The sequence below is a fragment of the Paenibacillus sp. ov031 genome, from assembly GCF_900143165.1.
In the GTDB taxonomy this organism is placed as follows: domain Bacteria; phylum Bacillota; class Bacilli; order Paenibacillales; family Paenibacillaceae; genus Paenibacillus; species Paenibacillus marchantiae.
In genome coordinates this window covers 142011-167661 of sequence record NZ_FRDO01000007.1, presented here as the reverse complement: position 1 = coordinate 167661, position 25651 = coordinate 142011, and the positions used below count along the sequence as shown (strand labels likewise).

Below are 25651 nucleotides of genomic sequence, written 5' to 3'. Positions count from 1 at the left end.
GAAAGCATGCGTATGAATTCGATCGATCAGCTTTCGTTGGAACAGCGGGTAGGACAGATGTTTATGTGTGGATTCCATGGACAGCATGCGGATGAACAGGTCCATCGACTGATCCGTGATTATCATGTCGGAGGCGTCATTTATTTCAGACGGAATGTTGAAAGTGTAGACCAAATCAATCGACTGTCTACCGACTTGCAAGCAATTGCCGCTGAAGCCGGGGATTTACCTCTGATGATCTCCGTGGATCAGGAGGGCGGGATGGTGGCCCGGATTGACAAAGAGGGTGTGACCCAGGTACCTGGAAACATGGCGCTTGGAGCAACGGGGAATCCGGACTATACCCTTGAATGCGCGCAGATTCTAGGTCAAGAGTTAAAAAGCATCGGTATCGATATGAACCTCGCTCCAGTGTTGGATGTGAATAATAACGTTCTTAACCCGGTCATCGGCGTGCGCTCCTATGGCGAGAATGCGGAGAGCGTAGCTTCTCACGGTGCAGCAGCCATCAAAGGATATCAATCCCGAGGCGTTGCTGCAACAGCCAAACATTTTCCCGGACATGGAGATACAGCGGTGGATTCACATCTCGGTATGGTCACTGTACCTCATGAACGTAACAGGCTGGATGAGGTGGAACTTCTGCCGTTCCATCGCGCTATTGAGGCCGGAGTGGATGCCATCATGACTGCTCACGTCATCTTCCCGGCGATTGAACCGGAGCCGATTCCAGCTACATTGTCCCGTAAAGTGTTGACGGGGCTGTTACGCGAGGAAATGGGCTTTGACGGCATTATTATTACAGACTGTCTGGAAATGCATGCGATATCCAAGCCATATGGTGTGGCCGAAGCAGCTATTCGTGCCGTGGAGGCAGGTGCTGATCTAATTCTGGTCAGTCACACACTGCAAGATCAAATCTCTGCTGTGGAAGCTGTTGTGGAAGCCGTTCGTACTGGACGAGTGGATGAAGCCACCATTAACCAGGCATTGGAACGTATTATTTCATGGAAGGCAGCGCGTTGTGGTCAGTGGGAGCATACGTTTGTCTCCATGGAAAAGGATGATGCTGTATCGGATGGATCTGATGAGGATGGGATCATGTTCTCAACAAAAGAGAAAGATGAATCATCAAGATCGTTGGCCTCCATCGAATCCACGTTGGATGAGATTGCCTCCAATAGCATTACTGTGGTTCAGAATGATGGGTTGCTTCCCTTAGACCCTGAGAAGAATGTCTATGTCATCTGGCCTGAAGTTGTGCAACGGACAGAAGTGGATGAACCATGGTCTCACACAGATTCACTTGGCGTGGCGTTATCGCAGCTTAGAGCCGGAGTTCGGGAGCACAAAATAACGACACAGCCGTCTTATGATGAAGCGGACGAGATACTGAAGAATGTGACGGAGGAAGATCAAATCATCGTATGTACTTACACTTCCGCAGGCCATCTTCCGAAAGGGCAACATCATTTGGTTCAAAAACTTAGTGAAAAGTACTCCCTGATTGTAGTTGCTCTGCGTAATCCATATGATCTATTGGAGATTCCGACGCCGGGAAGTTATATATGTACGTACGAGAACACTCCTGCAGTGGTTCGTGCTTTGTCTCTCGTCTTAACAGGTGAATTGCAGCCAACAGGACGCTTGCCTGTCAGTTTGCGTTAGCAAATTCTAAATCTCTAAATCTCTCTGTGGCATGGTGCTTATTCAACCATGTCTTGGAGGGATTTTTTTATTGTGATTTGCGGCAGATTTTAATACAGATTGCACTCCAAGTCGAACGTGTAATAGATAACTATTTTCATAGTATTTTCGCTCTATTAAATGTTTACAATTCTTATCAAATATTTTTAGCAACTTTTCCCGGTAGTAAGCGTCTAATAGTATGACTTTTTGAGGGGGATATTTATAAAATGGGAGCAGAAGGAGCCAAAGACAAAGAATGAATTTGAAGAAGAAATTATCCATACTTACCGCTTTAGCTGTATTCCAAGCGTTTGCAGCGATTCCAGCGAATGCACTAGCAGCCGATCAAAGTGATACAACAACAACAAATACAGCCAATGTTAAATCCGTGGAGGTTGTGAAGAAAGAACAAACGATCGCGGAATCGGATGTAAAGTCCGGGTCAGATTCAAAACAGTCTGATAATAATGCAGTCGAAGGAACAAACCCGGTAACAGATGAACCTACAGGTACAGATGTTACTCCGGTTGACCCTAATACAGACCCTGCTGATGAAGAGGATGCAGGCGAGGAAACAACAGTTCCAACGGCTCCAGTTGAAGTTGAGCAACCATCTACAAGCGGTCAATCTATAGCCGGAAGTAAGGGCGGAGATCTGACACTTTATATGAACAGCAACAAAATGGTGCAAGACGGCAAAACATATCTTGCCGGACAGCCGATGGCTGTTAAAAATGGAGTATCTTATGTAGCGATCCGCGCACTGGTTGATCGGGTTGGTTATGAAGTGAAATATGACAATACAACCAAAGAAACCATTATTATTAGCGGCGAAGATGAACTTCGCTTCAAAACGAATAGTAGCGTTTACACCGTTAACGGTGAATCGAGAACGATGAAAGGCCCTGCCTATCAACAAAAAAATACGTTCATGGTGCCACTGACGTCGATTACTCAGGCACTTAACATTACTTATAAAGTTAATCAGTCTGCCAAGACTGTTATACTGAACCTGAATTCCAAACCGGTAGCCAGCTTCACGGTACAAAAAGAGATTTTTGCAGGAGACACGGTAACATACAACACTAAATCGAGCTCTCCCAAGGGACTGGACATCGTGGATGAGCGTTGGACTGGCCGTCAGGATTCGTTTGACCAACCAGGTACATATACGGTAACGTATGCTGTCCAGGATTCGAGCGGACAATGGAGTGCCCCGTACGCTGTAACGATTCAGGTACAAAAACTAAATCTTCCTCCTGTAGCGATGTTTACGACAGACAAGGAAGAGTACAAAATGGGTGAAAACATCACGTACATTGATCAAAGCACCGATGATGAAAATGCCATTGTGAAAACTGAATGGGAAAACAATGCTCTGGCATTCTTTGTTCCGGGACCTAAGAGTGTAACAATTACCGTTACGGACAAACATGGTGCTAGTAACAGCTATACCAAGACGGTTAACATCACAGGTGAAACGCTGTACACCATGTCTGATTTTAATCAGTTGTTTACACCAGTAGGTGAGAAGTTCAGCTTCGATGGTAGTGGGGTACCATCGATGGAGAAAATACCTTTCACTTATTACGACGAGCCAAGTTTGCTGATTCGTAGTAACAGCCCGGAAACCGTTAATACAGAAGGTATTGTTTATAAGGAATCTTCCTTTGGACAAACACGTTTCATGATTCACCATGTAAACAACACAGGTAAAAGCGTGAAAATGTATGTTGTTGCGACAAACAACAATGCGTATACAGCATCCATTGAACAGCAAAACATGGGTTTTGCAGGTCCATCACCAATAGCAACTGCGGCAGGTAAACTGTCCATTGATCGCTGGTTCAAGTCCATACAGAACGGTACTGGACAAAAGAAAGTGTACATCCAGCCTGGAGAGAGCAAGCTAATTCTGACCGATTTGAGTGTTCTTCCTATGAAACAGGGTCAAGTCATCTCCTTGTACTCGGATGTCTTCAGCGATTATGAACTGGATTACAACGTTATCATGATTGAAGAAAGCAAAGATCCGATGGCTGTATGGTCCACACTGCCTGTTCTGGATCGTGACGGTGTGCATAACCGGGGAACATACCCGAATGCAACCCGTATCATTACGTATGACCAAGAAGTAGGTTCGAAGCCTGCTCGTTTGCCGCTGGGGGATAATGCAAGTGACCCGAATTTGGTCGGGACAGATCCAATGGCGTACACAGATGCTTCCAACGCGGGTAACTTTGGCGTGCTGTACAAAATCACACTGAACAATGTGGCTCCACGCACATTGATCTCGTTCAACCCACGTGGTGGTAAATACTCGGGTGTAGCGCTCGTTAATGGAGAACTTGTTCAGATTTCGAACGGCAAATCTGTAAGCGCACCAAATGAACAAAGTGTACTCTATCGTACAGGTTCCTATGGTCAAAGTGTAACGATTCTGTTCTCCGCAGCACCGGGAAGTAATTTGCCGGTTAACCTGCTGTTCACACCTCTTCCGACAGAGAAGTAATTGTTTCACCTTTCACCAGGAACGGACGGTTTGGAGTGAAAGCTTATATGCTATAAATCCTGTCACCCCAAAAGTCGCCCGAAGGATTAAACATCTGAACCGTCAGAAAAGGACTCCATGTTCATGGGGTCCTTTTTAATTGTGACTGAAGCAGCGGCGGGCTCAGGTTCGTTCGTTGACTATGAACTTCATTTAAGGCATTATTAGTAGTATATAAATCAAGCATAAGTATCAGCATTTGCATAATTTGATTCCACAGGCTCACGGGTACAATACCTAGACGAATCAAACCATTTCGAACTAAGTATTGCTGAAAGGAATTCGCTCTTTGGATTTATGCAGAATGCTCGAATGACAGGAGGTGCATTAGATCATGCTGTCGACAGAACAGATTATTACTACCATGTCCTCGCAGGGGCTCCGCATTACGGATCAGCGGAAGACACTGGCCCGGTTATTTGCTGAATCCCCTGGGTATTTGACACCCAAGGACGTCTATGAATATATGGGTAAGACTTACAGCGGACTGAGTTTTGACACGGTGTACCGGAATTTGCGTGTCATGCAAGAATTGGGTGTGCTGGAGCAGGTCATCTTTGAAGATGGGGTGAAGTTCAGAGCACATTGTAGCGAGGATCACCATCACCATCATATGATTTGTCTGAAATGCCAGAAGACATATCCAATCGTTTTTTGCCCAATGCAGCTTGCAGATGCGCCTGAGCAATTCCAAGTTGTCGATCATAAATTTGAAGTTTTCGGGTACTGTAAGGACTGTGCCGAACATATGCCAGCCAAAGTGTCATCAGGACATCAGCACACTCACGGGAAGCACTGACGATGAAGTTATCTCGCAGACTGGTTCAGGCTCCCATTCGGGTGTATCGCAGCTATATCTCTCCATTGAAGCCGCCAACGTGTCGTTTCTATCCTACATGCTCGGCTTACGCGATGGAGGCGATTGAGGTGCATGGTGCGTTCAAAGGATCGCTGCTTGCGGCAAAACGTATTGCGAAATGCCATCCGTTTCATCCAGGCGGAGTGGATCTGGTACCACCGAAGGCTGAAAAGTCTGTCATGGTATCCGATTAACGATCTAATGGTCGTTTTTTGCCGGTTTGAGTTGATTTAAGATTGCTGTCCACTTGACAAAGGAGGCAGTATTTCAGTATATTTTTGGTATAATGATTTCCAGTGAAGGGATAAGTACAGACACACCGCCAGTGCAGAGAGCCGGATGAGCTGAGAACCGGTCTGGGAGGAGGATGGAATATGGTCCCGGAGGAACCTCTTTCGAGCGTGCAGACGTTGATTAGAACGGCTGTCGTAAGGCTGAGGCGTGATCCAGCGTTAATGGGCGGTCGAAGGACCGGCAGAGCCTGTGGTTTGTGAAAAGCACGGGGAATTTGGGTGGTAACACGTGAGAGCAACTCTCGTCCCATACAGGGACGGGAGTTTTTTGTGTTCTTTTTTAGACAAATGCAATGAAAAAGCACGACTATATGAAGGAGGAGAAGTCATCTATGGCTGATCAAAAAACATTTTATCTGACAACACCGATTTATTATCCGAGTGACAAACTGCATATCGGGCACGCGTACACGACTGTGGCGGGTGATGCCATGGTTCGATACAAACGTCTGCGTGGTTATGCTGCTCACTATCTGACAGGAACCGATGAACATGGGCAGAAGATTGAGCGCAAGGCACAAGAGAAAGGGCAGTCACCGCAGGCTTTTATAGACGACATCGTTGTTGGCATCAAGGATCTGTGGAACAAACTGGACATTTCCAATGACGACTTCATTCGTACGACGGAAGAGCGCCACAAAACAGTGGTTCAGGATATCTTTGACCGTTTGTTGAAACAAGGGGATATCTACAAGGGTGAGTACGAAGGCTGGTACAGTATCCCGGATGAGACCTATTACACGGAAACCCAGCTGGTTGATGTGGAGAAGAATGACAAAGGCGAGATTATCTCGGCTAAAAGTCCGGATAGCGGGCATCCGGTGGAGCTGGTAAAAGAAGAATCCTACTTCTTCCGGATGAGTAAGTATGCTGATCGTTTGCTGAAATATTACGAAGAGAATCCGGGTTTTATTCAACCGGAGTCCCGCAAAAATGAAATGATCAACAACTTCATCAAGCCAGGTCTGGAAGATTTGGCCGTATCTCGGACTACTTTCGAATGGGGCGTCAAAGTTAAAGGCGATCCGAAACACGTTGTATACGTATGGATTGATGCGTTGTCTAACTATATTACAGCTCTGGGCTATGGATCATCCGACGAATCGCTTTACAACAAATTCTGGCCTGCGGACGTGCATCTGGTAGGGAAAGAAATTGTTCGATTCCATACGATTTACTGGCCGATTATGCTGATGGCGTTGGACCTACCTTTACCGAAGAAAGTATTCGCTCACGGTTGGCTGTTGATGAAAGACGGCAAAATGTCCAAATCAAAGGGTAATGTCGTTGACCCGGTAACCTTGATTGACCGTTATGGTCTGGATGCACTGCGTTATTACCTGCTCCGTGAAGTTCCATTTGGTTCAGATGGTACATTTACTCCAGAAAGCTTTGTAGAACGTGTGAACTCCGACCTGGCAAATGACCTTGGAAACCTTTTGAACCGTACGGTAGCCATGGTGGACAAATATTTCGAAGGCAAAGCGCCTGAGTTTACTTCTGGTGTGACCGAATTTGATGCATCTCTTGAAGAAGCGGGTCTTGCTGCTGTGGAGAAAGTGGAGCAGGCAATGGAAAATCTGCAATTTTCCGTAGCGTTGACAGCGATCAGTCAGTTTGTTAGCCGCAGTAACAAATATATTGACGAGACTCAGCCTTGGGCTCTGGCTCGTGATGAAGCGAAACGCAACGAACTGGCATCGGTAATGTCGCATCTGATTGAAAGCTTGCGGATTGCTTCCATCCTCTTGCAACCGTTCCTAACACGTGCTCCGCGCAAAATCTGGGAACAACTCGGCATTCAGGAAGGTGAACTGACGGCTTGGGATTCAGCGAAGCAATGGGGCGTTATTCCGGCTGGTAACGCTTTGCAAAAGGGTGATCCGATCTTCCCACGTCTGGACTCTGAACAGGAGATTGCTTATATTGCTGAAGCGATGAATGGAGGCAAAAAAGCTGAAGCGCAGCCTGAGGCAGCTCAAGCTGATGCTGGAGGCTCTTCTGAAGCCGCTCAACCCGTCTCAGCACCAGAAGGCAAAGAAGAGATCGGTATTGATGATTTCGCCAAAGTGGAATTGCGTGTCGCTCAAGTTATTGCCTGTGAACCGGTCAAGAAAGCCGATAAATTGCTGAAGTTGCAGCTGGATCTGGGCTATGAGCAACGTCAGGTTGTATCGGGAATCGCGAAGTTTTATTCACCTGAAGATATGGTTGGACGCAAAGTCATCTGTGTTACGAACCTCAAGCCTGTGAAATTGCGCGGTGAACTGTCCCAGGGCATGATCCTGGCAGCATCCCATGGCGACCAGCTTACACTAGCAACGGTACCGGATAATATGCCTAATGGCGCACAAGTGAAATAGGACTTTGACCGTGTAACCAAGGATTTGATTTATATAGTTGTAATAGAAGGTGGCTCGATGAGAATCGGGTCACTTTTTATTTTGGGATGAAATCGGATCTGATGCGAAGAAAACAAGCATATACTGTTATGAACTCCGTGCTCAAGGAAAGAATGAATAGGACAGAGCGGCTTGACAAGTTCGAGCAGGTTACCTATAATTCTTTCAGTAATGTTTACGATTAAGAGATGCGGAGTGAATACTAGTGAAACTTTATAATGGAAGAAATCTAGACCAGGTAAACCAGACTCTAGCGACAGGTAGAAGAAGGCATATAAAATTGTTGCTAAGCGGTCTGCTTGTTCTTAGTTTACTCATATTGTCGGCATGCGGTCAGAATAATTCGGAGAGTGCCAAGCTGGTGGAAGGCAAAGTGAATGTGATTACGAGCTTCTATCCTGTCTATGCGTTTACTTCGACAATTGGTGGGGAAGATGCAAATGTCATTAATTTGCTGCCAACAGGTGTTGAACCACATGACTGGACGCCGAAGAGTCAAGATATTGTGAATACATCCAAAGCGCAGTTGTTTCTATACAATGGTGCAGGTCTGGAAGGATGGGTACCCAACTTCCTGAAGTCACTGAATAGCGATACCAAGGTGAAGTCAGTTGCAGTAAGTGAAGGGGTTACTCTATTGACTGCTGAAGGTGATGATGGACACAGTCATGGTGAAGAACAGGTGGATGAACATAGCGACGAACATGCAGATGAAGCTAACGCAGAGGACATTGCGAACCATCATGTGGACCCTCATACGTGGGTAAGTCCAAAATCGGCAATGGTAATGGCTGAGAATATTAAAAACAGCCTGGTTGAAGTAGACCCTGCACATAAAGAAGGATATGAACAACGCTACGAAGAGCTGCGGACCAAGCTGGAAACGTTGGATCAGCACTTTACGGATGAATTGTCCAACGTACCCAATAAGGAAATTGTCGTATCACACCAAGCCTTTGGGTATCTTGCACGTGATTATGGGTTGACCCAGCATGCTATTATGGGACTTTCTCCAGATGCGGAACCCACAGGTCAAGATATTGTGAAGTTGGCCAAGTTGGTGAAGGATGAAGGGATTAAATACATTTTCTTCGAAGAGCTGGTATCTGATAAACTGGCGAAAACCCTCGCCAATGAAGCGGGTGTAGAGACAATGGTCCTGAATCCGGTAGAAGGTTTAACCAAAGAACAGGCTACCAACGGGGATGATTATTTCACCCTGATGGAGAAAAATTTGCAAAATCTGCTGATCGCATTAAAATAAGATAGACTGAAGGATTCGTTTGCAATCCTTATATATAATGAAGGGCGGCTTTGCCATGCAGCAAATCATGCCATTGTGTCATGATCCAATTATAGAGATCGATAAATTATCATTTTCCTACGGCGACCAGCGAGTGATCGAAGATCTCGATTTTATGGTCCAGGAAAGGGATTTTGTCGGTATTATCGGTTCAAACGGGGCGGGCAAAACGACATTGCTGCGAATGCTGGTTGGACTCTTGCCTCCAGCTGAGGGAGATATCAAGCTATTCGGACAGTCGATCCGCCGATTCAAGGATTGGGAACGGATTGGTTATGTTCCGCAGAAGAATGCATTTAACCCATTGTTCCCTGCAACGGTACGGGAAGTCGTAATGTCTGGATTATACAACAACAAGAATATGTTCCGGCGTATGTCTCGTAAATGTCAGCAGCAGTGCACAGATGCTATGCAAGTGATGCGGATTGAGGATTTGGCGAACAAACGGATCGGACAACTGTCCGGTGGACAGCAACAGCGTGTGTTTTTGGCACGGGCGCTTATTAATCACCCTGATCTGCTGATTCTGGATGAACCGACGGTAGGTATCGATGCCGAATCCCAGGCCAGCTTTTTTGAACTCATTACCCATATGCATGAACATCACCGGATGACATTCCTGATGGTTTCACATGATATGGACCGGATGGAGAGTTATCTCGGTTCCAAAGCTGCGGTGACGAACGGAAAAATTCATTTCCATGTCCGTCATTCCCATGAGGTGGAAGATTGTGCCGAGACTAATTTGCAGCATACCACCACCCAGGTACGTTAGACGCGAGTGCAACCAGATTAGAGCAAGGCCGAAGGAGTCGTGTGTGTTTTGGAAATTTTAATGAGTGATTTTTTTCAGCGGGCGCTGGCGGGGGGATTGCTGATCGGCATCACCGCTCCGTTGATCGGATTGTTTTTGGTGCTGCGCCGTTTATCCATGATCGGGGATACCCTGTCTCATGTGACTATTGCCGGGGTTGCACTCGGATTCCTGATTGAAGTGTATCCGATTGCTGTGGGGCTTATTTTCGCCGTGCTCGCATCATTTGCAATAGAGAAACTGCGTAAGGCGTACAAGAGTTACGCCGAGTTATCGATCGCGATCATCATGTCCGGTGGAGTAGCGCTGGCTTCGTTGTTCTTCACGCTGGGCAAAGGTTATAATACAGATGTTATGAGTTACCTGTTCGGCAGTATTTATACACTGGACTCCACGGATTTGAAGCTGGTTGGTGTGGTAACGTTGATCGTGGTCGTCGTTGTAGCACTGTTACATAAGGAGTTTTTCCTACTCAGCTTTGAAGAGGATGCCGCAGCGGTTACCGGATTGCCTGTGAAATTGCTTAACATGCTGATTACGGTGATGACAGCCCTAGTCATTAGTACGGCGATCAAAATCGTGGGCGCATTGCTGGTATCGGCATTGCTTACCATTCCGGTAGCTGTAAGCTTGCTGATGGCACGAAGTTTCAAATCGGCGATTATATTATCCGTGGTCATTGGCGAAATTGCCGTGGTCATTGGACTGGTTGTGGCCGGGATCTGGAACCTTGCACCAGGAGCAACAATTGTACTTTTGCTTATCATGATGCTGATTCTTACGATGATTGGAAAAAAAGGGTTCCGAGCCTGAGTCTGAACGTGAGCAAGTGAGCCCCCAGGGAAGGGAGATATCCGCTTCATGCCTGATGTTAATGTGTGGCTGGCTTTTGTAGCAGGATTAGCTTCGTTTATATCGCCATGCTGTCTTCCGCTGTATCCATCGTATCTTTCCTATATTACGGGGATGACGGTACAACGGTTGAAGGATGAGCGTAATCAGCGTGAAGTTCGCTTCAAGACATTGACTCATACGCTGGCGTTTATTTTGGGCTTCTCGGCTGTGTTTTATTCGCTCGGACTGGGAGCCGGATTGTTTGGCCAATTTTTCAATGATAACCGTGATCTCATTCGTCAATTATCCGCGATCTTAATTATGTTAATGGGTTTATTTTTGCTTGGTTTGTTCAAACCTCAGTTTCTGATGAAAGAGCGTAAGATGGACATGAAATGGAAACCAGCGGGTTACTTGGGCTCCTTTATTTTTGGTATTGGTTTTTCGGCAGGTTGGTCGCCTTGTATTGGACCAATTTTGACTGCCATCATCGCGATGGCTGCGAGCGAACCAACAACCTGGTTGGCTTTGATTACGGGATACACAGCTGGATTTGCGTTACCGTTCTTCATTCTGGCTTTTTTCATCGGTTCTACACGATGGATCTTGCGTTATTCCAATATCATGATGAAAGCCGGGGGCGCATTAATGTTGTTCCTCGGGGTGCTGTTATTTACGGATCAGATGACGAAAATTACGATCTGGCTACAACAAATTACACCAGACTGGATGATTATCTAGCGCAGCAACGAGGGTGTTTGTTTTACTCGAAGGTTATTTTAAATAAGAACAGCAGGCTACATGGAAACCAGAACGATTCTGGACTCATGTAACCTGCTTTTTTAATCAATAGCTCTTAATAAAAGTGTCTGGTCAACGCTTAGGTGAAGTAATCAATATTGGCCAGTGGGAAATGCTCAAAAATGCGCTCGGTAATAAACTCGCGCAGGGCATCCTGCTGATCATCCTTATACACATATTTGTACTGGCCCCAGCGGCCCCATTTCATTTTCCGCTTTTCGATATCCATCTCCAGCTTGGTTTTGGGGTATCGCTTCTCAATGGTGGCTTTTGCCGTTTTGGTAAAACGGTGCTGGATCATCTCAAAGGTTAGATCCTTGGTCGCTTCTTCGGGAAGTGTATCGGCAAGCTTTTGTAAAAGCTCGCTATATCCTTCTTCCCATCCGTCGTACCACATAATTGGGGCAATAATGAATCCGAGCGGGTATCCCGCATGAGCTATTTTACCTGCGGCTTCAATTCGCTCTTCAAACCGTGAGGTGGCTGGTTCAAAATTTTTGATTACATAATCGGAATTTACGCTAAATCGGATACGAGTGTGTCCGTTATGCTTGATGTTTAATAAAGGATCAACATGATGGTATTTGGTTACAAAGCGAAGTCGCCCGTGCTCCTCATCCGCCATAAAACGAATTAGGTCACCGAGATTTCCCGTAATATGCTCCAGACCTACGGGATCAGATGTACAGGCTGCTTCAAAACGGGTAAGTTCAGGTGCGCGCTCCTCAATGTATCCCTTGGCGGCCTGAATGATTTCTTCGGTGTTTACATAGACACGGACATAGGGCTTGGCCCCAAGAGTCGTTTGAAGATAACAATAGTGGCAGTGGCCCATACAACCTGTGGAGATGGGAATGGCATATTCCGCCGAAGGCTTCGATTGGTCAAACTTGAGTGTTTTACGCACGCCGACGACAAGGGTACGCTTCGCCATTCGGTACTTTTCCTGTTCCGTTTCACCAGGGAGATTGGTAATTCGATTATGGGATGTCGTCATCTGATATGGGATATCCCTGGAAGTAACCCATTCCATAATTCGTTTACCTTTCTCATATTCCAGCGCACCGGGTTCAAAATACACCAAATCGGGAATAAAGGGTTTAGTGCCTTTTGCTTTGCGAACGGGTGGATGCGCTACACTTGTACTCACGAAATCACTCCTTTCTATACGGAACCTTGCTTAGTTTGCCTCGTTTCGGGATAAGTCACCCTTACCAATACTTGCGTAATGGTGAAGGAAATCGAGCCCTGAGGAGTGTTTTATGGACTGTAAATAGTGAATGAATTGTGCAGGACTTGCCAATGCGTATTGATAACATGTATCATTATAAGATAGTGACCAGGCAAGAATATTGCCGGTCAGAGAGAAGAGAGGGAAGCAGATGCCAACGCCCAGTATGGAAGATTATTTGGAGCGTATATACAAATTAATTGATGAAAAGGGCTATGCTCGTGTGTCTGATATAGCTGAAGGTTTGGAAGTACATCCTTCATCGGTGACGAAGATGATCCAAAAGCTGGACAAAGACGAGTACCTGATCTATGAGAAGTACCGCGGGCTGGTGCTTACGCCAAAAGGCAAAAAGATGGGCAAACGGTTGATGGAGCGCCATCATCTGCTTGAACAATTTTTGACGACGATTGGTGTTCAGGAAGAAAATATTTACCAGGATGTTGAAGGAATTGAACACCATTTGAGTTGGGATTCCATTACCTGCATCGAATCTTTGGTTGAATATTTCCGCCAGGATGAGAATCGACTGCGTGATCTTAAAAGTATTCAGGATGTCATGAGCAATACAGAATCTTAAGGTTTTAAAGCCAGACTCACCTGAAAAATTACATGAATATCTATTCAAAATCAGAGGATGCACCTGCCGCTAAAACGGTAGGAAGCGTCCTTTTGCTTTTTTTTGACCAAAATTTGGCGTTTATTCGCAACTTAACAATCATTAGGAGCGTCTATTAAACTAGCAGAATTTGCCGCGAATTTATAATTATTTTGGAGGATTGTACTGATGAAGCTTCGTAAAGGATTGATCCTGCTGCTCATTTTTGTTCTGGGTTTACAAACATCAGGACTGACGGCGCAGGCAGCTAGTCAAAAGGAAATTGTTATTTATTTGGATGGTCAGCGTTTGGAGTCGGATGTATCACCTTACATTTTGCCCAAAGTAAATGTAACGATGGTCCCTCTGCGTGTTATTAGCGAAGGACTGGGTGCATCTGTACTTTGGTCACAGGCTACCCGCACAGTTACAATCAAGAAGTCCGATTCAGTCATTACGATGACAAGTGGACGCCAGCAGGCAACGGTGGATAGTACCGTGGTTGATCTTGATGCATCAGTAGAACTGAAACAAGGCCGCGTCATGGTACCGATTCGATTTGTCAGTGAGAACTTGGGAATCCAGGTCACCTGGAACCAGTCTGAGCAGACGATTAATCTGGCCACAGGCAATGCTCCCAATCCTACTCCAGTGACACCAGCAGAGCCTGGAGGCACGGGAACTACGCCAAATACGGATGAGATGCGAGGAGCCTGGATTTCGACTGTAAATGGAGACTGGCCTTCATCTAGTGCCAAAGGGAATGTAGAAAAACAAAAGTTGGAGTTCATTCAGCAGCTTGATACGTTGAAGGATATGGGGATCAATGCCGTATTTGTTCAAGTGCGAGCCAATGGGGATGCGATCTATCCATCAGGTCTTGTACCGTGGAATAGCGTGTTGACAGGTACACAGGGGAAAGATCCCGGGTATGATCCACTTGCATTTATGATCGAGGAAGCTCACAAGCGTGGTCTTGAGTTCCATGCTTGGTTCAACCCGTTCCGGGCTACTAACTCCGCAACGACAACCGGTCTTGCTGCCAATCATGTATCCAAGCTTCACCCGGACTGGATTGTTAACGCATCAGGCAAACTGTATATTAATCCAGGCATTCCGGAAGCGAGACAGCATATTATTGATTCCATCATGGAAGTGGTTAATCAGTATGATGTTGATGGCGTACATTTGGATGATTACTTCTATCCTTCCAATGTAACGTTTAATGATGATGCGGCTTTCAAAGCTTACAACACATTGAATACGAGTGACCGTGCAGAATGGCGCCGGGACAACATCAATGAATTCGTCAAGCAGCTCGGAGAGAGCATCCACAAGATGAAAGCTGGCGTTCAATATGGCATTAGCCCATTTGGCGTATGGCGTAACAAATCGGTTGATATGACAGGTTCTGACACAAAAGCCGGAGTAACCGCTTATGACAGCATGAATGCAGATGTGCGGACTTGGATCAAGCAGGAGTGGATTGACTATGTTGCACCCCAAGTGTACTGGAGCATGACACTAAGTGCAGCACGATATGACAAGGTGGTTGACTGGTGGGCCAATGAAGTGGCAAATACCGATGTGAAATTGTATATTGGTCACTCTCCTTATAAGCTGGGCACACCGGAAATCGGGTGGCAGACATCCCAGGAGATTATTGATCAGCTTATATATAATGAGAAATATGATACGGTGAAAGGGGATATTTTCTTCAGCTCACAGTACCTGACGAAAAATCCGCTCGGACTGATCGCCAAATTAAAAGCCTATTATGGACTGTAAAACATTTTAACGTAATATGACCAACCCCTGTTCTCATACAGTGGCAGTAGTAGCATGGACTGCCTGGAGAACGGGGGTTTTATTGTGTTGATTAATGGAGTATTTGAAGGTGGCGGCGTAAAGGGAATTTCGCTTGCCGGCGCCGTAAAGGGTGCAGAAGATCACGGTGTTGAATTCAATCGCGTAGCGGGCACGTCCTCGGGTTCCATCGTAGCTGCTTTGCTGGCGGCTGGCTATTCGGCGGAAGAGATGAAAGGCATTATCGAGAATACGCCGTTTGCTTCGTTACTGCGACGTTCCCCCATATTTGATACCAAGTGGATCGGACCCGCAGCGAGGCTATTTTTGAAGAAAGGGCTATATTCTGGGGAAGCGCTGGAATGCTGGATAGGGGATATGCTGAAAAAAAAGGGAGTTCGGACGTTTGCTGATCTGCCTCCAGGTAAGTTGCTAATCATTGCATCCGACATTTCCAACGGCACTATTTTGGTGCTTCCAGACGATATCAAACGATTCGGAATTGATCCTTCCAAACTGGAAGTAGCCAAGGCTGTACGTATGAGCTGCAGTATCCCCTATTTCTTCGACCCGGTTGCCATTCGCAGATCCCCGATCCTGTCCAAAGGATTACGTTTTGCGGACCAGTTTGTTTACATCGTCGATGGAGCATTGCTGAGCAATTTTCCGCTCTGGCTGTTTGATGGAGAGCGTACAGAACGTGGAGGAGATCTCATCCCTGTAGTCGGTTTTAAAATGGTTGGCAAAACCGAAGGAGAGCCAGCTAGAATCAGAGGACCTCTAAGTATGCTTCAGGCATTGGTTGAAACGATGCTAACTGCTCATGATGAGCGATATATCGAACAGGTTAATCGATTCCGTACTGTGAAAATTCCTACCCTTGGAATTAAACCGACAGAATTTCACCTTTCCGTACAGGACAGTACAGCATTATATCAATCTGGGGTCACCGCCGGGACTGAATTTTTCAGTGGATGGAATACCAAGATATATGGTGAGCAGCTGGACAAACAGAGACGAGAACTGAGAAAAAAACACGCGGAAACACCACCGCTGACTCCTGTATAAAAATGAAAAAGCAATTCTCCGCATGTTTGGAGAATTGCTTTTCTGTGTGTTTCGCCGATATCAGCGCTTTAGTGATACTTAGGTACGTCTTCATCACTTTTACCCTTTTGACCCTGAATCACTTGGAAAGGATAATCCTTGCGTTTTTTGGAAGAACCGCTACTTTTTCGGGCACCAGACTGTGCATTAACTTTAGCCATGGTTTTAGCAGATGGTTTAATCTTCGGTGATGATGTCTTGCGTGCCCAACGGCGGGGCGGATATTTATAGAGCAGGAACACAACTCCGAACACGACGAGGGGGATGATAATTTGGGATAAACCTCCACTTCCCAGCCTAGTCAAGATTCCAATAGCAGCGAGTGCGATGAACGTCCAAAATATGATTGCCTGCTTCTTCATATCATTCACCCTTTCACAGGATCAAGTGTTGCAACAGGAACTTCCGACGTGGCCGAAACGTTTGCGAGTTTGGCATCCAATTCACGCATACGGTTAAACGAAGCAATGGATACTTCTACCTGTTCATTCGTTGGCTCTTTGGTTGTCAACAATTGCAGCCACAGCCCCGGGTATCCGAGATAACGAAGTACAGGGATGTCACGTACCGAGTTGGTCATCTTCAACAATTCGAATGAAATACCGAGTACTACTGGCAACAACAGTAACCGCTGTCCCATACGTTCCCAGAGGTTGTCGTATGTGAAGAGCGAGTACAGAAATATGCCGATAATGACAGTCAGCATAATAAAACTGCTTCCGCAACGGTAATGCAGTCGGCTATACTTCTGCACATTCTCTGGTGTAAGCTCTTCTCCGGCTTCATGAGCACTAATGACTTTATGTTCTGCACCATGGTATTGGAACAGACGTTTAATCATCGGTGTCTGGGAGATCAGCCACAGATAGGCAAGCAACAGAATCAGCTTAATTCCGCCTTCCAGTAAATTATGCAAAAACTGATTGTCGAATGCATTTTTGAACAGAAAATTCTCAATAACAACCGGCAACAATGTAAGCACAATTTTACCAAAGAGGAAAGAGAGGATAGCTACTGCGGTGACGCCGATAATCATGCTAAGGCTCCAACCTGAGCCTTCTTTTTCTTTTTGCTTTGCTTTTTCTTCTGGTTCCAGTTCATCATCAGCATATGCGTCAGCAGAATAATTGAGATGTTTGCTTCCTTTGACGCTCGAATCTATAATGCTGACAATCCCGCGCAGTAGTGGAATCCGCCGCAATTTCATGACCCAGGACTTGTCTTGCTTGGGAACTTCCAGATACGTAATTTCGCCGTCTTTTCTTCGCACAGCTGTAACGTTGACATGTTTACCGCCGAACATTACGCCCTCAATGACAGCTTGCCCCCCGTAGCTGACAGGCTTGGATTGTTGAGGCAAATTATTCACCTTCCTATTCTGTTCTATACCTTCATGGTCGAAGGCAGTTTAATAACCCTATTGTATCGAATTTTGAGAGCAATTTCTAGTTTACGAGTCGATCTAAGGGCGATGTTGTTAACTTTGTCCTGATTTGTACATACTACCCGGTAGAGTTAGGACGAAAATGGAGATTTATTCGCAGTTTTGCAAACTGAACGTGAAGGAGAATATCGATGACAGAGCATACGAGTGAACGCACATCCCATAAGGAAAATCAGCGTGCTGACAAAGGAGAGCAGAAGGACCGGGGTAGACGTCCTACCCAGCGACAAGACCAGGCACATTATTTTACCAAGCCGTTCCCTTTTGCAGTGGAGCTAGGTTTTTTCGCAGGTTTTATCTGGGGAGGTTTGCATTGGCTGTTCTATCTGCTTCATTTTACGATTGTGCCATTGGGATTTTTGGCTGAACCGTTTTTTAAACATAATTTTATCTATACTGCAGCAGGGCATTTGACCGGCTGGCTGTTTTTTATTGTTTTTTCGGTTCTCGCTTCCCTGATTTACACGTTCACTTTGAAAAAATGGGAAGGCCCGCTTCCAGGCATGGGTTACGGGATTTTTTGGTGGCTCATTATCTTTGTCCTAGTAGGTCCAAAACTGGATATGGTGAAGCCCTTAAACCGTTTAACATGGGATTCAATCATTACAGAAATTTGTTTCTTTTTGCTGTGGGGGCTGTTTATTGGCTACACAGTAGCCATGGAGTTCACCGATGAACGGAAACGTGAGCCAGAGCAAGCGGGAGCATAGCCGCAAAAAAGCTTCTCAATCCGGCAATGGCTGTGTTAAAATAGCAGATGGTTATTTGCAGAAAGGGTGGAGCAGCTATGAAACGGATTGTTGTAATCAATGGCCCGAACCTGAACATGCTCGGAGTACGTGAACCCGGCATCTATGGAACGCTTAGTCTGAAGGATATTGAGGATAAAATTCGCAGACAGGCGGAGGAGCTGGGCGTCTCCATCGCTTTTTATCAATCCAATCACGAAGGGGACATCATTGATCGAATTCATGCAGCGATGGGCGATGCAGACGGAATCATGCTGAATGCCGGAGCGCTGACCCATTACAGCTATGCTGTGCGTGATGCCATCAATGCCGTAAAAGTTCCTACAGTAGAAGTACATCTATCCAACATCCATGCACGCGAAGCGTTCAGACATCATTCAGTAATTGCTGCCGAAACAATCGGACAGATTGCCGGATTTGGCGAAGTAAGCTACGAACTGGGGCTGCTGGCTCTTGTGCGTCATCTGAACAAACAAACCTGAGCCGGGGACCCGGGAATGTGAGAGAAAGAAGGGTTACCGATGGAAAACAAACGAGTAAATAAGTTGCGTGAGGCCATGCATGAACATGAACTCACGGCTATGCTGATTACAAATCCGATTAACCGTCGTTACATGACGGGCTTTACAGGTTCAGCAGGATATGTGCTGATTACGGAACAGGAAGCTTATTTGCTTACCGATTTCCGTTACATGACACAGGCGCCGCAACAAGCCAAAGGATTCACCGTTGTGGAACATGGACCCAAACCGTTGGAATCCGTACGTGAATTGCTTGCATCGGCGAATATCAAACAGGTTGGCTTTGAGCAGGATCATGTCACTTACGGCACACATACTGCTTATGCTGAAGCACTTCAGTCTATTGAATTGAAAGCTGTATCCGGTATAGTGGAGCAACTTCGCATGTTCAAGGACGAAGATGAGATCGCTGTAATGCAAAGAGCTGCGGATCTGGCAGATGCAACATTCAGTCACGTTTTGCAATTTGCAAAACCGGGTATGACTGAACGTGAAGTGGATTTGGAGATGGAGTTTTTCATGCGCAAACATGGAGCAACTTCCTCTTCGTTCGATACCATTGTGGCATCGGGTGAACGTTCTGCTATGCCTCACGGTGTAGCAAGTGGCAAAGTCATCGGACAAAATGAGTTAATTACATTTGACTTTGGTGCGCTTTTGGATGGATACTGTTCAGATCTGACACGTACCATCGCAACGGGCACACCTGTACCTGAACTGCGTAAAATTTACGATATCGTACTGGAAGCCCAGTTACATACGCTGGCGAACCTGAAACCGGGCATGACCGGACGGGAAGCAGATGCATTGGCACGTGATATCATTGCAGGGCACGGATACGGAGAGCGATTCGGACACAGCACGGGTCACGGTCTGGGTATGGAAGTCCATGAGGCTCCTCGTTTGTCCAAGCTTAGCGACGATGTATTGAAACCGGGCATGGTGGTAACCGTTGAACCGGGTATCTACATTGACGGCCTTGGCGGCGTGCGTATCGAGGATGACGTGGTGATTACCGAGACAGGTATTCACATTTTGACGAATTCGGACAAGAAGTTCACCGTAATTGGCTAAATTACAGCCAACGGTGATATAAGGGATTTTTAATTTATGCTTTTGAATGAAGTAAACATGGAATTACACAATAACGGAGAGGGCAGAAAAAACCTGAAGAAGCGAAGCGCTCGCCTTTATCCCCGGATTTCTCCCTATTAGGATAGGGATTAAAAGAAATCTGGGGATAACAGCGATCGGAAGGTTGTTTGCCATCGTAGTGGTCTGTGTAATATGACAGTTTGACTTGTTCAAACTTAAATTAACCCATCGTCTTATATCACCTACTTTTCAACCATATCAGGAGGGATTTTTTGTGATTTCAGTAAACGATTTTAAAACAGGCTTAACCGTACAAGTGGACAACGACATTTTCACTGTAATTGATTTCCAACATGTTAAACCAGGTAAAGGCGCTGCCTTCGTACGTTCCAAACTGAAAAACCTGCGCAACGGTAACACCGTTGAGAAAACATTCCGTGCAGGTGAAACCATTGGCCGTGCCATCATCGAAAACCGTGGCGTATCCTACCTGTATGCTAGTGGTACAGAGCACACGTTCATGGACAACGAAACATATGATCAGTTCACACTGACAAGTGACCAGTTGGAGTGGGAATTGAACTTCCTCAAAGAAAACATGAACGTAAAAATCGTTAGCTACCAAGGTGAAATCCTCGGAATCGACTTGCCTACAAGCGTTGAGTTGAAAGTTATCGAGACAGAGCCAAGCGTAAAAGGTAACACAGCACAAGGTGCTACTAAAAACGCAAAAGTTGAAACAGGCTTGAATGTACAAGTGCCATTGTTCATCAACGAAGGCGATGTTCTGTTGATCGATACTCGTGAAGGTAAATACTCTTCCCGCGCGTAACGTTCACATGGTGTAAGCTAAATAATGCGTTAATTCAACCCTTTGCCATTTCTATGGCAAAGGGTTTTTTCGAAAAAAGATTAGCCTATCAGACGCTTTCGTAATATACTGGGTTAAAGTCATTTTTCGGAGAGAATAATGACGGTGGACATCAATTATGCATACTGCACAAGGTAGGGAGTGGATTTGCGTTGTCATTGTACGTCATGAAATTTGGGGGCAGCTCGGTCGGAGATACAGAGCGCATGAAGCGTGTAGCCGGACGTGTTGTAGAAAAAGCGGATGAAGGACATCAGTGTGTAGTCGTGGTTTCGGCCATGGGGGATACCACGGATGATCTGATTGATCAGGCGAAACAGCTGAACAGTGAACTGCCTGCACGTGAGATGGATATGCTTTTGACTACGGGAGAACAGATCTCGATTTCATTGTTATCCATGGCGATTCAGGCGCTGGGACGCAAAGCCATCTCATTTACAGGCTGGCAAGCGGGATTCCGGACAGAGGCGGTACACGGCAAAGCGCGGATTAACGATATTCATCCGGAACGGGTGAATCAGGCGTTGGCAGAAGGCAACATTGTAATCGTTGCTGGTTTCCAGGGAATGACGGAAGAAGGCGAGATTACGACGCTTGGCCGCGGCGGATCTGATACAACGGCAGTAGCCTTGGCAGCAGCCATCAAGGCTGACGCTTGCGAGATTTACACGGATGTAGACGGGATCTATTCCACCGATCCGCGTATCGTGAAGGTTGCACGCAAGCTTAAGGAAATTTCGTATGACGAGATGCTGGAACTGGCCAATCTGGGAGCAGCGGTATTGCATCCGCGTGCAGTTGAATACGCGAAGCATTCCGGTGTGCCTTTGATTGTAAGATCCAGCTTTAACCATAATGAAGGAACGGTTGTGAAGGAGGAAGCAACAATGGAACAAGGCGTGGTAGTTAGTGGAATTGCCTATGACAAAAATGTGGCTCGCATCAGTATTCTGGGTGTACCAGACGTACCGGGGGTTCTCGCTGAAGTATTTGGTGCCCTTGCATCAGAACAGCTGGATGTTGACATTATCGTTCAGAGCGGTGTGATGGACGGTAAAGCAGACTTCTCGTTCTCTGTTGCGCTGACTGATCGGGAGAACGCACTGCGTGTCATTGAAGCACTTCATAGCCGCCTGCCTTACCGTGAAGTTACTTCGGAAGAAAACCTTGTTAAAGTCTCGATCGTTGGTGCAGGCATGGTTAGCCATCCGGGTGTTGCTGCGAAGATGTTCAAAGTCATCTCGGGCGAAGGCGTTAGCATTAAGATGGTCAGCACTTCCGAAATCAAGGTATCTTGTGTAATTGATGGAGAGAAGCTTCATGACGTAATTAAGGCGTTGCATACAGCATATGATTTGGATACGGCTGAGCAGGCCGTAATTGGCGGACCGCAAGTTCGCAGATAAAAAGCGGAAATTGTTAAGACACACCAAAGGTGTACTGTGTATTCCCATTCGGGATCGCAGTACACCTTTTTAGATTGTTCACAGCAATTTAAACAGCGGTTCCTTACGCGTTCCTCTGAATGGTTGCATCCGGTTCCCTTCACCCATCTCCGGAACGCAGTCCAGCAAGTTCAATTGGGTACAATACGTTACGTCATGCATCCTCCCTAACCTCTCCAGCCTTCGGCCACCAGCGGATACTCTGACCAGATCGGGTAATTTGTCCTCGGCATGAGTGGCAGCCTGATGGAGCGCCAGGCCCAGATCGTTCAGCATGATTGGGAAAGGGGATTGTCGGTACAGCTCCTCGATAATGCTGCCTGCACATAAACCATCTTCCAGCGCGAACTCATCCTGATCCCCGGCGCATAACAATAAGATATCCCGGCGCAGCTCGCACAGAACAGCCGCCACAGCTTTCACATTAAGGAATGAGCCTGCAAACACATGTCTAGCCTTGGATGCCTTGATCAGGGCGCGTGTTCCATCTGTTGTAGTCAGAATAATGGTTTTCCCCGCAATATTCGGAGTCATATATTCATAGGGGGAATTGCCCACCTCGAATCCTGTGATTTTTTTATCAAAACGCTCCCCGCCACGAATGGCATCCTTCACGTTCAATTGTTTCGCTTGAGGAACAGTTTCTACAGCAATGACGTCTGCTGCATCGTATGCCAGTGCCGTAACAATCGTACTGGTTGTTCGCAACACATCGATTACAACCACGCATCGTCCTGCAATATCCATTCTTCGAACTTCATTCACATTGCCTACCACATCGACTCGCACTCTCTACAACTCCTTTCTATATTTGAGGATAGTTGTTTCTGTCCTTTTTTATCCCGGAATGAATATCACCTGTCTGCAAGCACTATATGCACTTGGATCTAGACGGGTGCCTAGAACTGGAACAGTTGACTGATCTATGATTTTTAACTCTCATCCCTATTTTGAAGAAAATGATAGATTTCAGCGTCATAAAATCAATGTACACACATAAACTTGAGATATGAACAAGCACCAGGAACGCAACAAAACCGAATTCAAGGTTGGAGGGGCCTATTCATGATGGTGAACTGGAAGGATATCTTTCCGGAACCGATTCGAACCATTCTGGGAAGAATGCCGCCCGCTTTATTAGATAAAGTGGAGGAAGTACGTATCCGTGAAGGAAGACCGCTGGAAATCAATGCAGGAGACACCTATCACTTCCTCACACCCCAGGGCAGTCCGACTTCGAAGCCTGATGAAGCCTATATTCCCTTAAAAGAGGTAACACACAGGCTGCTGGATCTGATCAGCAATCATTCGCTTTATACATTGGAAGAGGAACTGCGTAAAGGGTTCATCACCATTCCTGGCGGGCATCGAATCGGACTGGCTGGCCGGACGGTGTTAAGTGGAGGCCGCGTCGAATACTTGCGCGACATTAATGGATTTAATGTCAGGGTAGCCAGAGAGATTCACGGAGTCGCTGATCGCATCCTGCCTTATCTGCTGGACATAAAAAGCGGACAGGTCATGCACACCTTAATTCTTTCACCTCCGCAGCAAGGCAAGACCACATTACTGAGGGATCTGGCAAGACAGATTAGTAGTGGAACCAAACTTACGGGTGTCAATGAACTTGTTCAGGGCATACGTCCACGTCTAAAGGTTGGCATCGTTGATGAGCGGTCCGAAATCGCTGGAAGTTACAAGGGCGTACCTGGATTTGATGTGGGACCTCGCACCGATGTCATGGACGGTTGTCCAAAGGCTGAGGGAATGATGATGATGCTTCGCTCCATGTCTCCCGATGTCCTGATCGTGGACGAGATAGGCCGACCGGAAGATGCGGAGGCGGTGATGGAAGCACTTCACGCAGGCGTATCTGTCATCGCTACTGCGCATGGTCGTGATCTGGCTGAGCTTTCTTCCAGACCTGCGCTGAGAACCCTGATTGTCGAGCAGATGTTCCAACGCTATGTACAGCTGCAACGGACGAGCCGGGGCATGACCTTTCGATTGGCCGATGGCAAAATGCGTGGTCTCCAGCAGACAGAAGTGGGAGGTGAGGCCTTTGGTTAACATGCTCGGTGCAGTCATCATTCTGCTGGCCAGTACCCTCGCCGGATTCTACAAGGCAAGGCAGTATGCCTTGAGGCCAAGACAACTGCGAGAGTTAATCGCGGCTCTCCAGCGGTTGATGACAGAGATTAACTACGGGCTGACCCCGTTACCTGATGCCATGGGAAAAATGGGAGCCCAGACAAAAGAGCCTGTTCGGACGCTGTTTCTCCACGCAGCCAGGCAAATGGAACCACCTCATGGACATACTGCTCGTGAGAGTCTTCAGTCTGGTATAGAAGAGGCGTGGGGAAGATCAGCCATGAAGGCGGACGAGCGGGAAGTCATGCTGCAATTGAGCTTCAGCCTTGGCACAAGCGATCGTCAGGATCAGACCAAGCACATCTCGTTAGCCATTCAGCAACTTATGCATGAGGAATCCCGTGCCCAAGCCGATCAAATGAAATATGAACGAATGTGCCGCAGTCTCGGGATGCTTGTCGGAGCGTTAATCGTCATTCTGATCTTCTGAAATAGCCGGGATAGTGAGGTGCCAAGGTCATGAATTTAGAAGTGAACGCAATCTTTCAAATTGCGGGCATCGGAATCATCATTGCAATGATTCATACGGTGCTGAAACAAATGGGAAAGGAAGATATGGCTCACTGGGTGACCGTGATCGGATTTGTCGTTGTATTGTTCATGGTGGTCCGAATGCTGGACAGCCTGCTGCAAGAGATCAAATCGATATTTCTTTTTCAATGAAAACGGTCATGAAGCCGGGATGGTGGTGACCTGTGGAAATTATCCAAGTTGTAGGTCTGGCGCTCATCGCAACGGTTCTCATTCTAGTTATCAAAGAACAGAAGCCCATGTTCGCTTTTCTGATTGCTGCTGCCACAGGCATCGTGATCTTCATGCTACTGATTGGCAAGATTGGCGCGGTGATCGAAGTGTTGAAACGGCTTGCCGAGAATTCAGGCATGGAGAGCATTTATCTGAAAACTGTACTGAAAATTATAGGCATAGCGTACATTGCTGAATTCGGAGCACAGATTGTCAGGGATGCAGGCCAGGAGAGCATTGCTTCCAAGATTGAACTTGCTGGCAAGGTGCTGATCCTTGTACTCGCGATACCGATCATCAGCATTATTATCGAAACCGTCATGAAGCTGATGCCGGTGTAGAG

At 46.5% G+C, this 25651-nt stretch carries 25 protein-coding genes; 21 read left to right on the top strand and 4 right to left on the bottom strand.

Annotated elements, in window-relative coordinates:
• Nucleotides 1-6 precede the first annotated feature (6 nt).
• From nagZ to BUA17_RS24500, 9 genes are all read left to right on the top strand, one after another.
• Nucleotides 7-1668 (top strand): beta-N-acetylhexosaminidase, encoded by a 1662-nt coding sequence (gene nagZ / locus BUA17_RS24540; protein ID WP_072735313.1) that lies wholly within the window; start codon nt 7-9, stop codon nt 1666-1668.
• Between the two features lie 277 nt (nt 1669-1945).
• Entirely contained in the window at nt 1946-4201 is a 2256-nt protein-coding gene (locus BUA17_RS24535) for a stalk domain-containing protein (RefSeq protein WP_072735312.1), read from the top strand.
• A 373-nt stretch (nt 4202-4574) separates the two neighbouring features.
• Entirely contained in the window at nt 4575-5039 is a 465-nt protein-coding gene (locus BUA17_RS24530; protein ID WP_064636708.1) for a Fur family transcriptional regulator, read from the top strand.
• A 2-nt stretch (nt 5040-5041) separates the two neighbouring features.
• Nucleotides 5042-5293: a membrane protein insertion efficiency factor YidD gene (gene yidD, locus BUA17_RS24525; RefSeq protein WP_024631022.1), complete on the top strand. Its 252-nt coding sequence runs from the start codon at nt 5042-5044 to the stop codon at nt 5291-5293.
• A 392-nt stretch (nt 5294-5685) separates the two neighbouring features.
• On the top strand, nt 5686-7755 hold the full coding sequence (metG, locus tag BUA17_RS24520) for a methionine--tRNA ligase (protein WP_280174371.1): 2070 nt from the start codon (nt 5686-5688) through the stop codon (nt 7753-7755).
• Between the two features lie 313 nt (nt 7756-8068).
• Nucleotides 8069-9058, top strand: a complete 990-nt coding sequence (locus BUA17_RS24515; RefSeq protein ID WP_072735391.1) for a metal ABC transporter solute-binding protein, Zn/Mn family — start codon at nt 8069-8071, stop codon at nt 9056-9058.
• Between the two features lie 55 nt (nt 9059-9113).
• Nucleotides 9114-9872, top strand: a complete 759-nt coding sequence (locus tag BUA17_RS24510; protein WP_072735310.1) for a metal ABC transporter ATP-binding protein — start codon at nt 9114-9116, stop codon at nt 9870-9872.
• Nucleotides 9873-9920: 48 nt separating this feature from the next.
• The gene (locus BUA17_RS24505) at nt 9921-10724 is read left to right on the top strand and encodes a metal ABC transporter permease (RefSeq protein ID WP_063565681.1); all 804 of its coding nucleotides are present in this window, start codon (nt 9921-9923) and stop codon (nt 10722-10724) included.
• Between the two features lie 48 nt (nt 10725-10772).
• Nucleotides 10773-11486 (top strand): cytochrome c biogenesis CcdA family protein, encoded by a 714-nt coding sequence (locus BUA17_RS24500; protein WP_024631017.1) that lies wholly within the window; start codon nt 10773-10775, stop codon nt 11484-11486.
• A gap of 139 nt (nt 11487-11625) precedes the next feature.
• Here the strand turns inward: BUA17_RS24500 and splB are convergent, their stop codons facing one another.
• A complete protein-coding gene (gene splB, locus BUA17_RS24495) occupies nt 11626-12696 on the bottom strand; it encodes a spore photoproduct lyase (protein ID WP_063565682.1) in 1071 nt (356 codons plus the stop codon).
• A gap of 232 nt (nt 12697-12928) precedes the next feature.
• On the opposite strand from splB, the gene mntR reads away from it, so the two are divergent.
• The 3 genes from mntR to BUA17_RS24480 all read left to right on the top strand — a co-directional run bounded on the left by mntR (nt 12929) and on the right by BUA17_RS24480 (nt 16249).
• Nucleotides 12929-13357: a transcriptional regulator MntR gene (gene mntR, locus BUA17_RS24490; protein ID WP_063565683.1), complete on the top strand. Its 429-nt coding sequence runs from the start codon at nt 12929-12931 to the stop codon at nt 13355-13357.
• A gap of 207 nt (nt 13358-13564) precedes the next feature.
• Nucleotides 13565-15163, top strand: coding sequence for a family 10 glycosylhydrolase (locus BUA17_RS24485; RefSeq protein ID WP_063565684.1), 1599 nt, complete (start codon nt 13565-13567; stop codon nt 15161-15163).
• An 84-nt stretch (nt 15164-15247) separates the two neighbouring features.
• The gene (locus BUA17_RS24480; RefSeq protein WP_072735309.1) at nt 15248-16249 is read left to right on the top strand and encodes a patatin-like phospholipase family protein; all 1002 of its coding nucleotides are present in this window, start codon (nt 15248-15250) and stop codon (nt 16247-16249) included.
• A gap of 68 nt (nt 16250-16317) precedes the next feature.
• Here the strand turns inward: BUA17_RS24480 and BUA17_RS24475 are convergent, their stop codons facing one another.
• Both BUA17_RS24475 and BUA17_RS24470 read right to left on the bottom strand, forming a co-directional pair.
• On the bottom strand, nt 16318-16650 hold the full coding sequence (locus tag BUA17_RS24475) for a hypothetical protein (RefSeq protein WP_063565686.1): 333 nt from the start codon (nt 16648-16650) through the stop codon (nt 16318-16320).
• Nucleotides 16651-16655: 5 nt separating this feature from the next.
• Nucleotides 16656-17648, bottom strand: coding sequence for a DUF1385 domain-containing protein (locus BUA17_RS24470; RefSeq protein ID WP_063565687.1), 993 nt, complete (start codon nt 17646-17648; stop codon nt 16656-16658).
• 215 nt (nt 17649-17863) lie between these two features.
• Between BUA17_RS24470 and BUA17_RS24465 the strand changes: the two genes are divergently transcribed.
• The 5 genes from BUA17_RS24465 to BUA17_RS24445 all read left to right on the top strand — a co-directional run bounded on the left by BUA17_RS24465 (nt 17864) and on the right by BUA17_RS24445 (nt 22374).
• A complete protein-coding gene (locus tag BUA17_RS24465) occupies nt 17864-18442 on the top strand; it encodes a YqhR family membrane protein (protein ID WP_063565688.1) in 579 nt (192 codons plus the stop codon).
• 77 nt (nt 18443-18519) lie between these two features.
• Nucleotides 18520-18963 carry a type II 3-dehydroquinate dehydratase gene (gene aroQ / locus BUA17_RS24460; RefSeq protein WP_063565689.1) on the top strand — a complete coding sequence of 148 codons (444 nt, stop codon included), beginning with the start codon at nt 18520-18522 and terminating at the stop codon, nt 18961-18963.
• A gap of 39 nt (nt 18964-19002) precedes the next feature.
• Nucleotides 19003-20076: a M24 family metallopeptidase gene (locus tag BUA17_RS24455; protein WP_072735308.1), complete on the top strand. Its 1074-nt coding sequence runs from the start codon at nt 19003-19005 to the stop codon at nt 20074-20076.
• A 295-nt stretch (nt 20077-20371) separates the two neighbouring features.
• On the top strand, nt 20372-20929 hold the full coding sequence (efp, locus tag BUA17_RS24450; RefSeq protein ID WP_053784402.1) for an elongation factor P: 558 nt from the start codon (nt 20372-20374) through the stop codon (nt 20927-20929).
• Between the two features lie 191 nt (nt 20930-21120).
• Nucleotides 21121-22374 carry an aspartate kinase gene (locus BUA17_RS24445; protein WP_063565691.1) on the top strand — a complete coding sequence of 418 codons (1254 nt, stop codon included), beginning with the start codon at nt 21121-21123 and terminating at the stop codon, nt 22372-22374.
• Between the two features lie 78 nt (nt 22375-22452).
• Here BUA17_RS24445 and BUA17_RS24440 read toward each other — a convergent pair whose 3' ends face one another.
• Nucleotides 22453-23202 carry a 2-phosphosulfolactate phosphatase gene (locus tag BUA17_RS24440; RefSeq protein ID WP_063565692.1) on the bottom strand — a complete coding sequence of 250 codons (750 nt, stop codon included), beginning with the start codon at nt 23200-23202 and terminating at the stop codon, nt 22453-22455.
• Between the two features lie 276 nt (nt 23203-23478).
• On the opposite strand from BUA17_RS24440, the gene spoIIIAA reads away from it, so the two are divergent.
• Genes spoIIIAA through spoIIIAD form a run of 4 tightly spaced genes read left to right on the top strand, consistent with a single transcriptional unit; the run spans nt 23479 to nt 25649 of the window.
• A complete protein-coding gene (gene spoIIIAA, locus BUA17_RS24435) occupies nt 23479-24483 on the top strand; it encodes a stage III sporulation protein AA (protein ID WP_072735307.1) in 1005 nt (334 codons plus the stop codon).
• Nucleotides 24476-24994, top strand: coding sequence for a stage III sporulation protein SpoIIIAB (gene spoIIIAB / locus BUA17_RS24430; RefSeq protein WP_063565694.1), 519 nt, complete (start codon nt 24476-24478; stop codon nt 24992-24994). The genes spoIIIAA and spoIIIAB overlap by 8 nt, the downstream gene beginning before the upstream one ends.
• A gap of 29 nt (nt 24995-25023) precedes the next feature.
• Nucleotides 25024-25227 (top strand): stage III sporulation protein AC, encoded by a 204-nt coding sequence (gene spoIIIAC / locus BUA17_RS24425; protein ID WP_017687585.1) that lies wholly within the window; start codon nt 25024-25026, stop codon nt 25225-25227.
• Nucleotides 25228-25259: 32 nt separating this feature from the next.
• A complete protein-coding gene (spoIIIAD, locus tag BUA17_RS24420) occupies nt 25260-25649 on the top strand; it encodes a stage III sporulation protein AD (RefSeq protein WP_017687586.1) in 390 nt (129 codons plus the stop codon).
• The last annotated feature ends 2 nt before the right edge of the window (nt 25650-25651 follow it).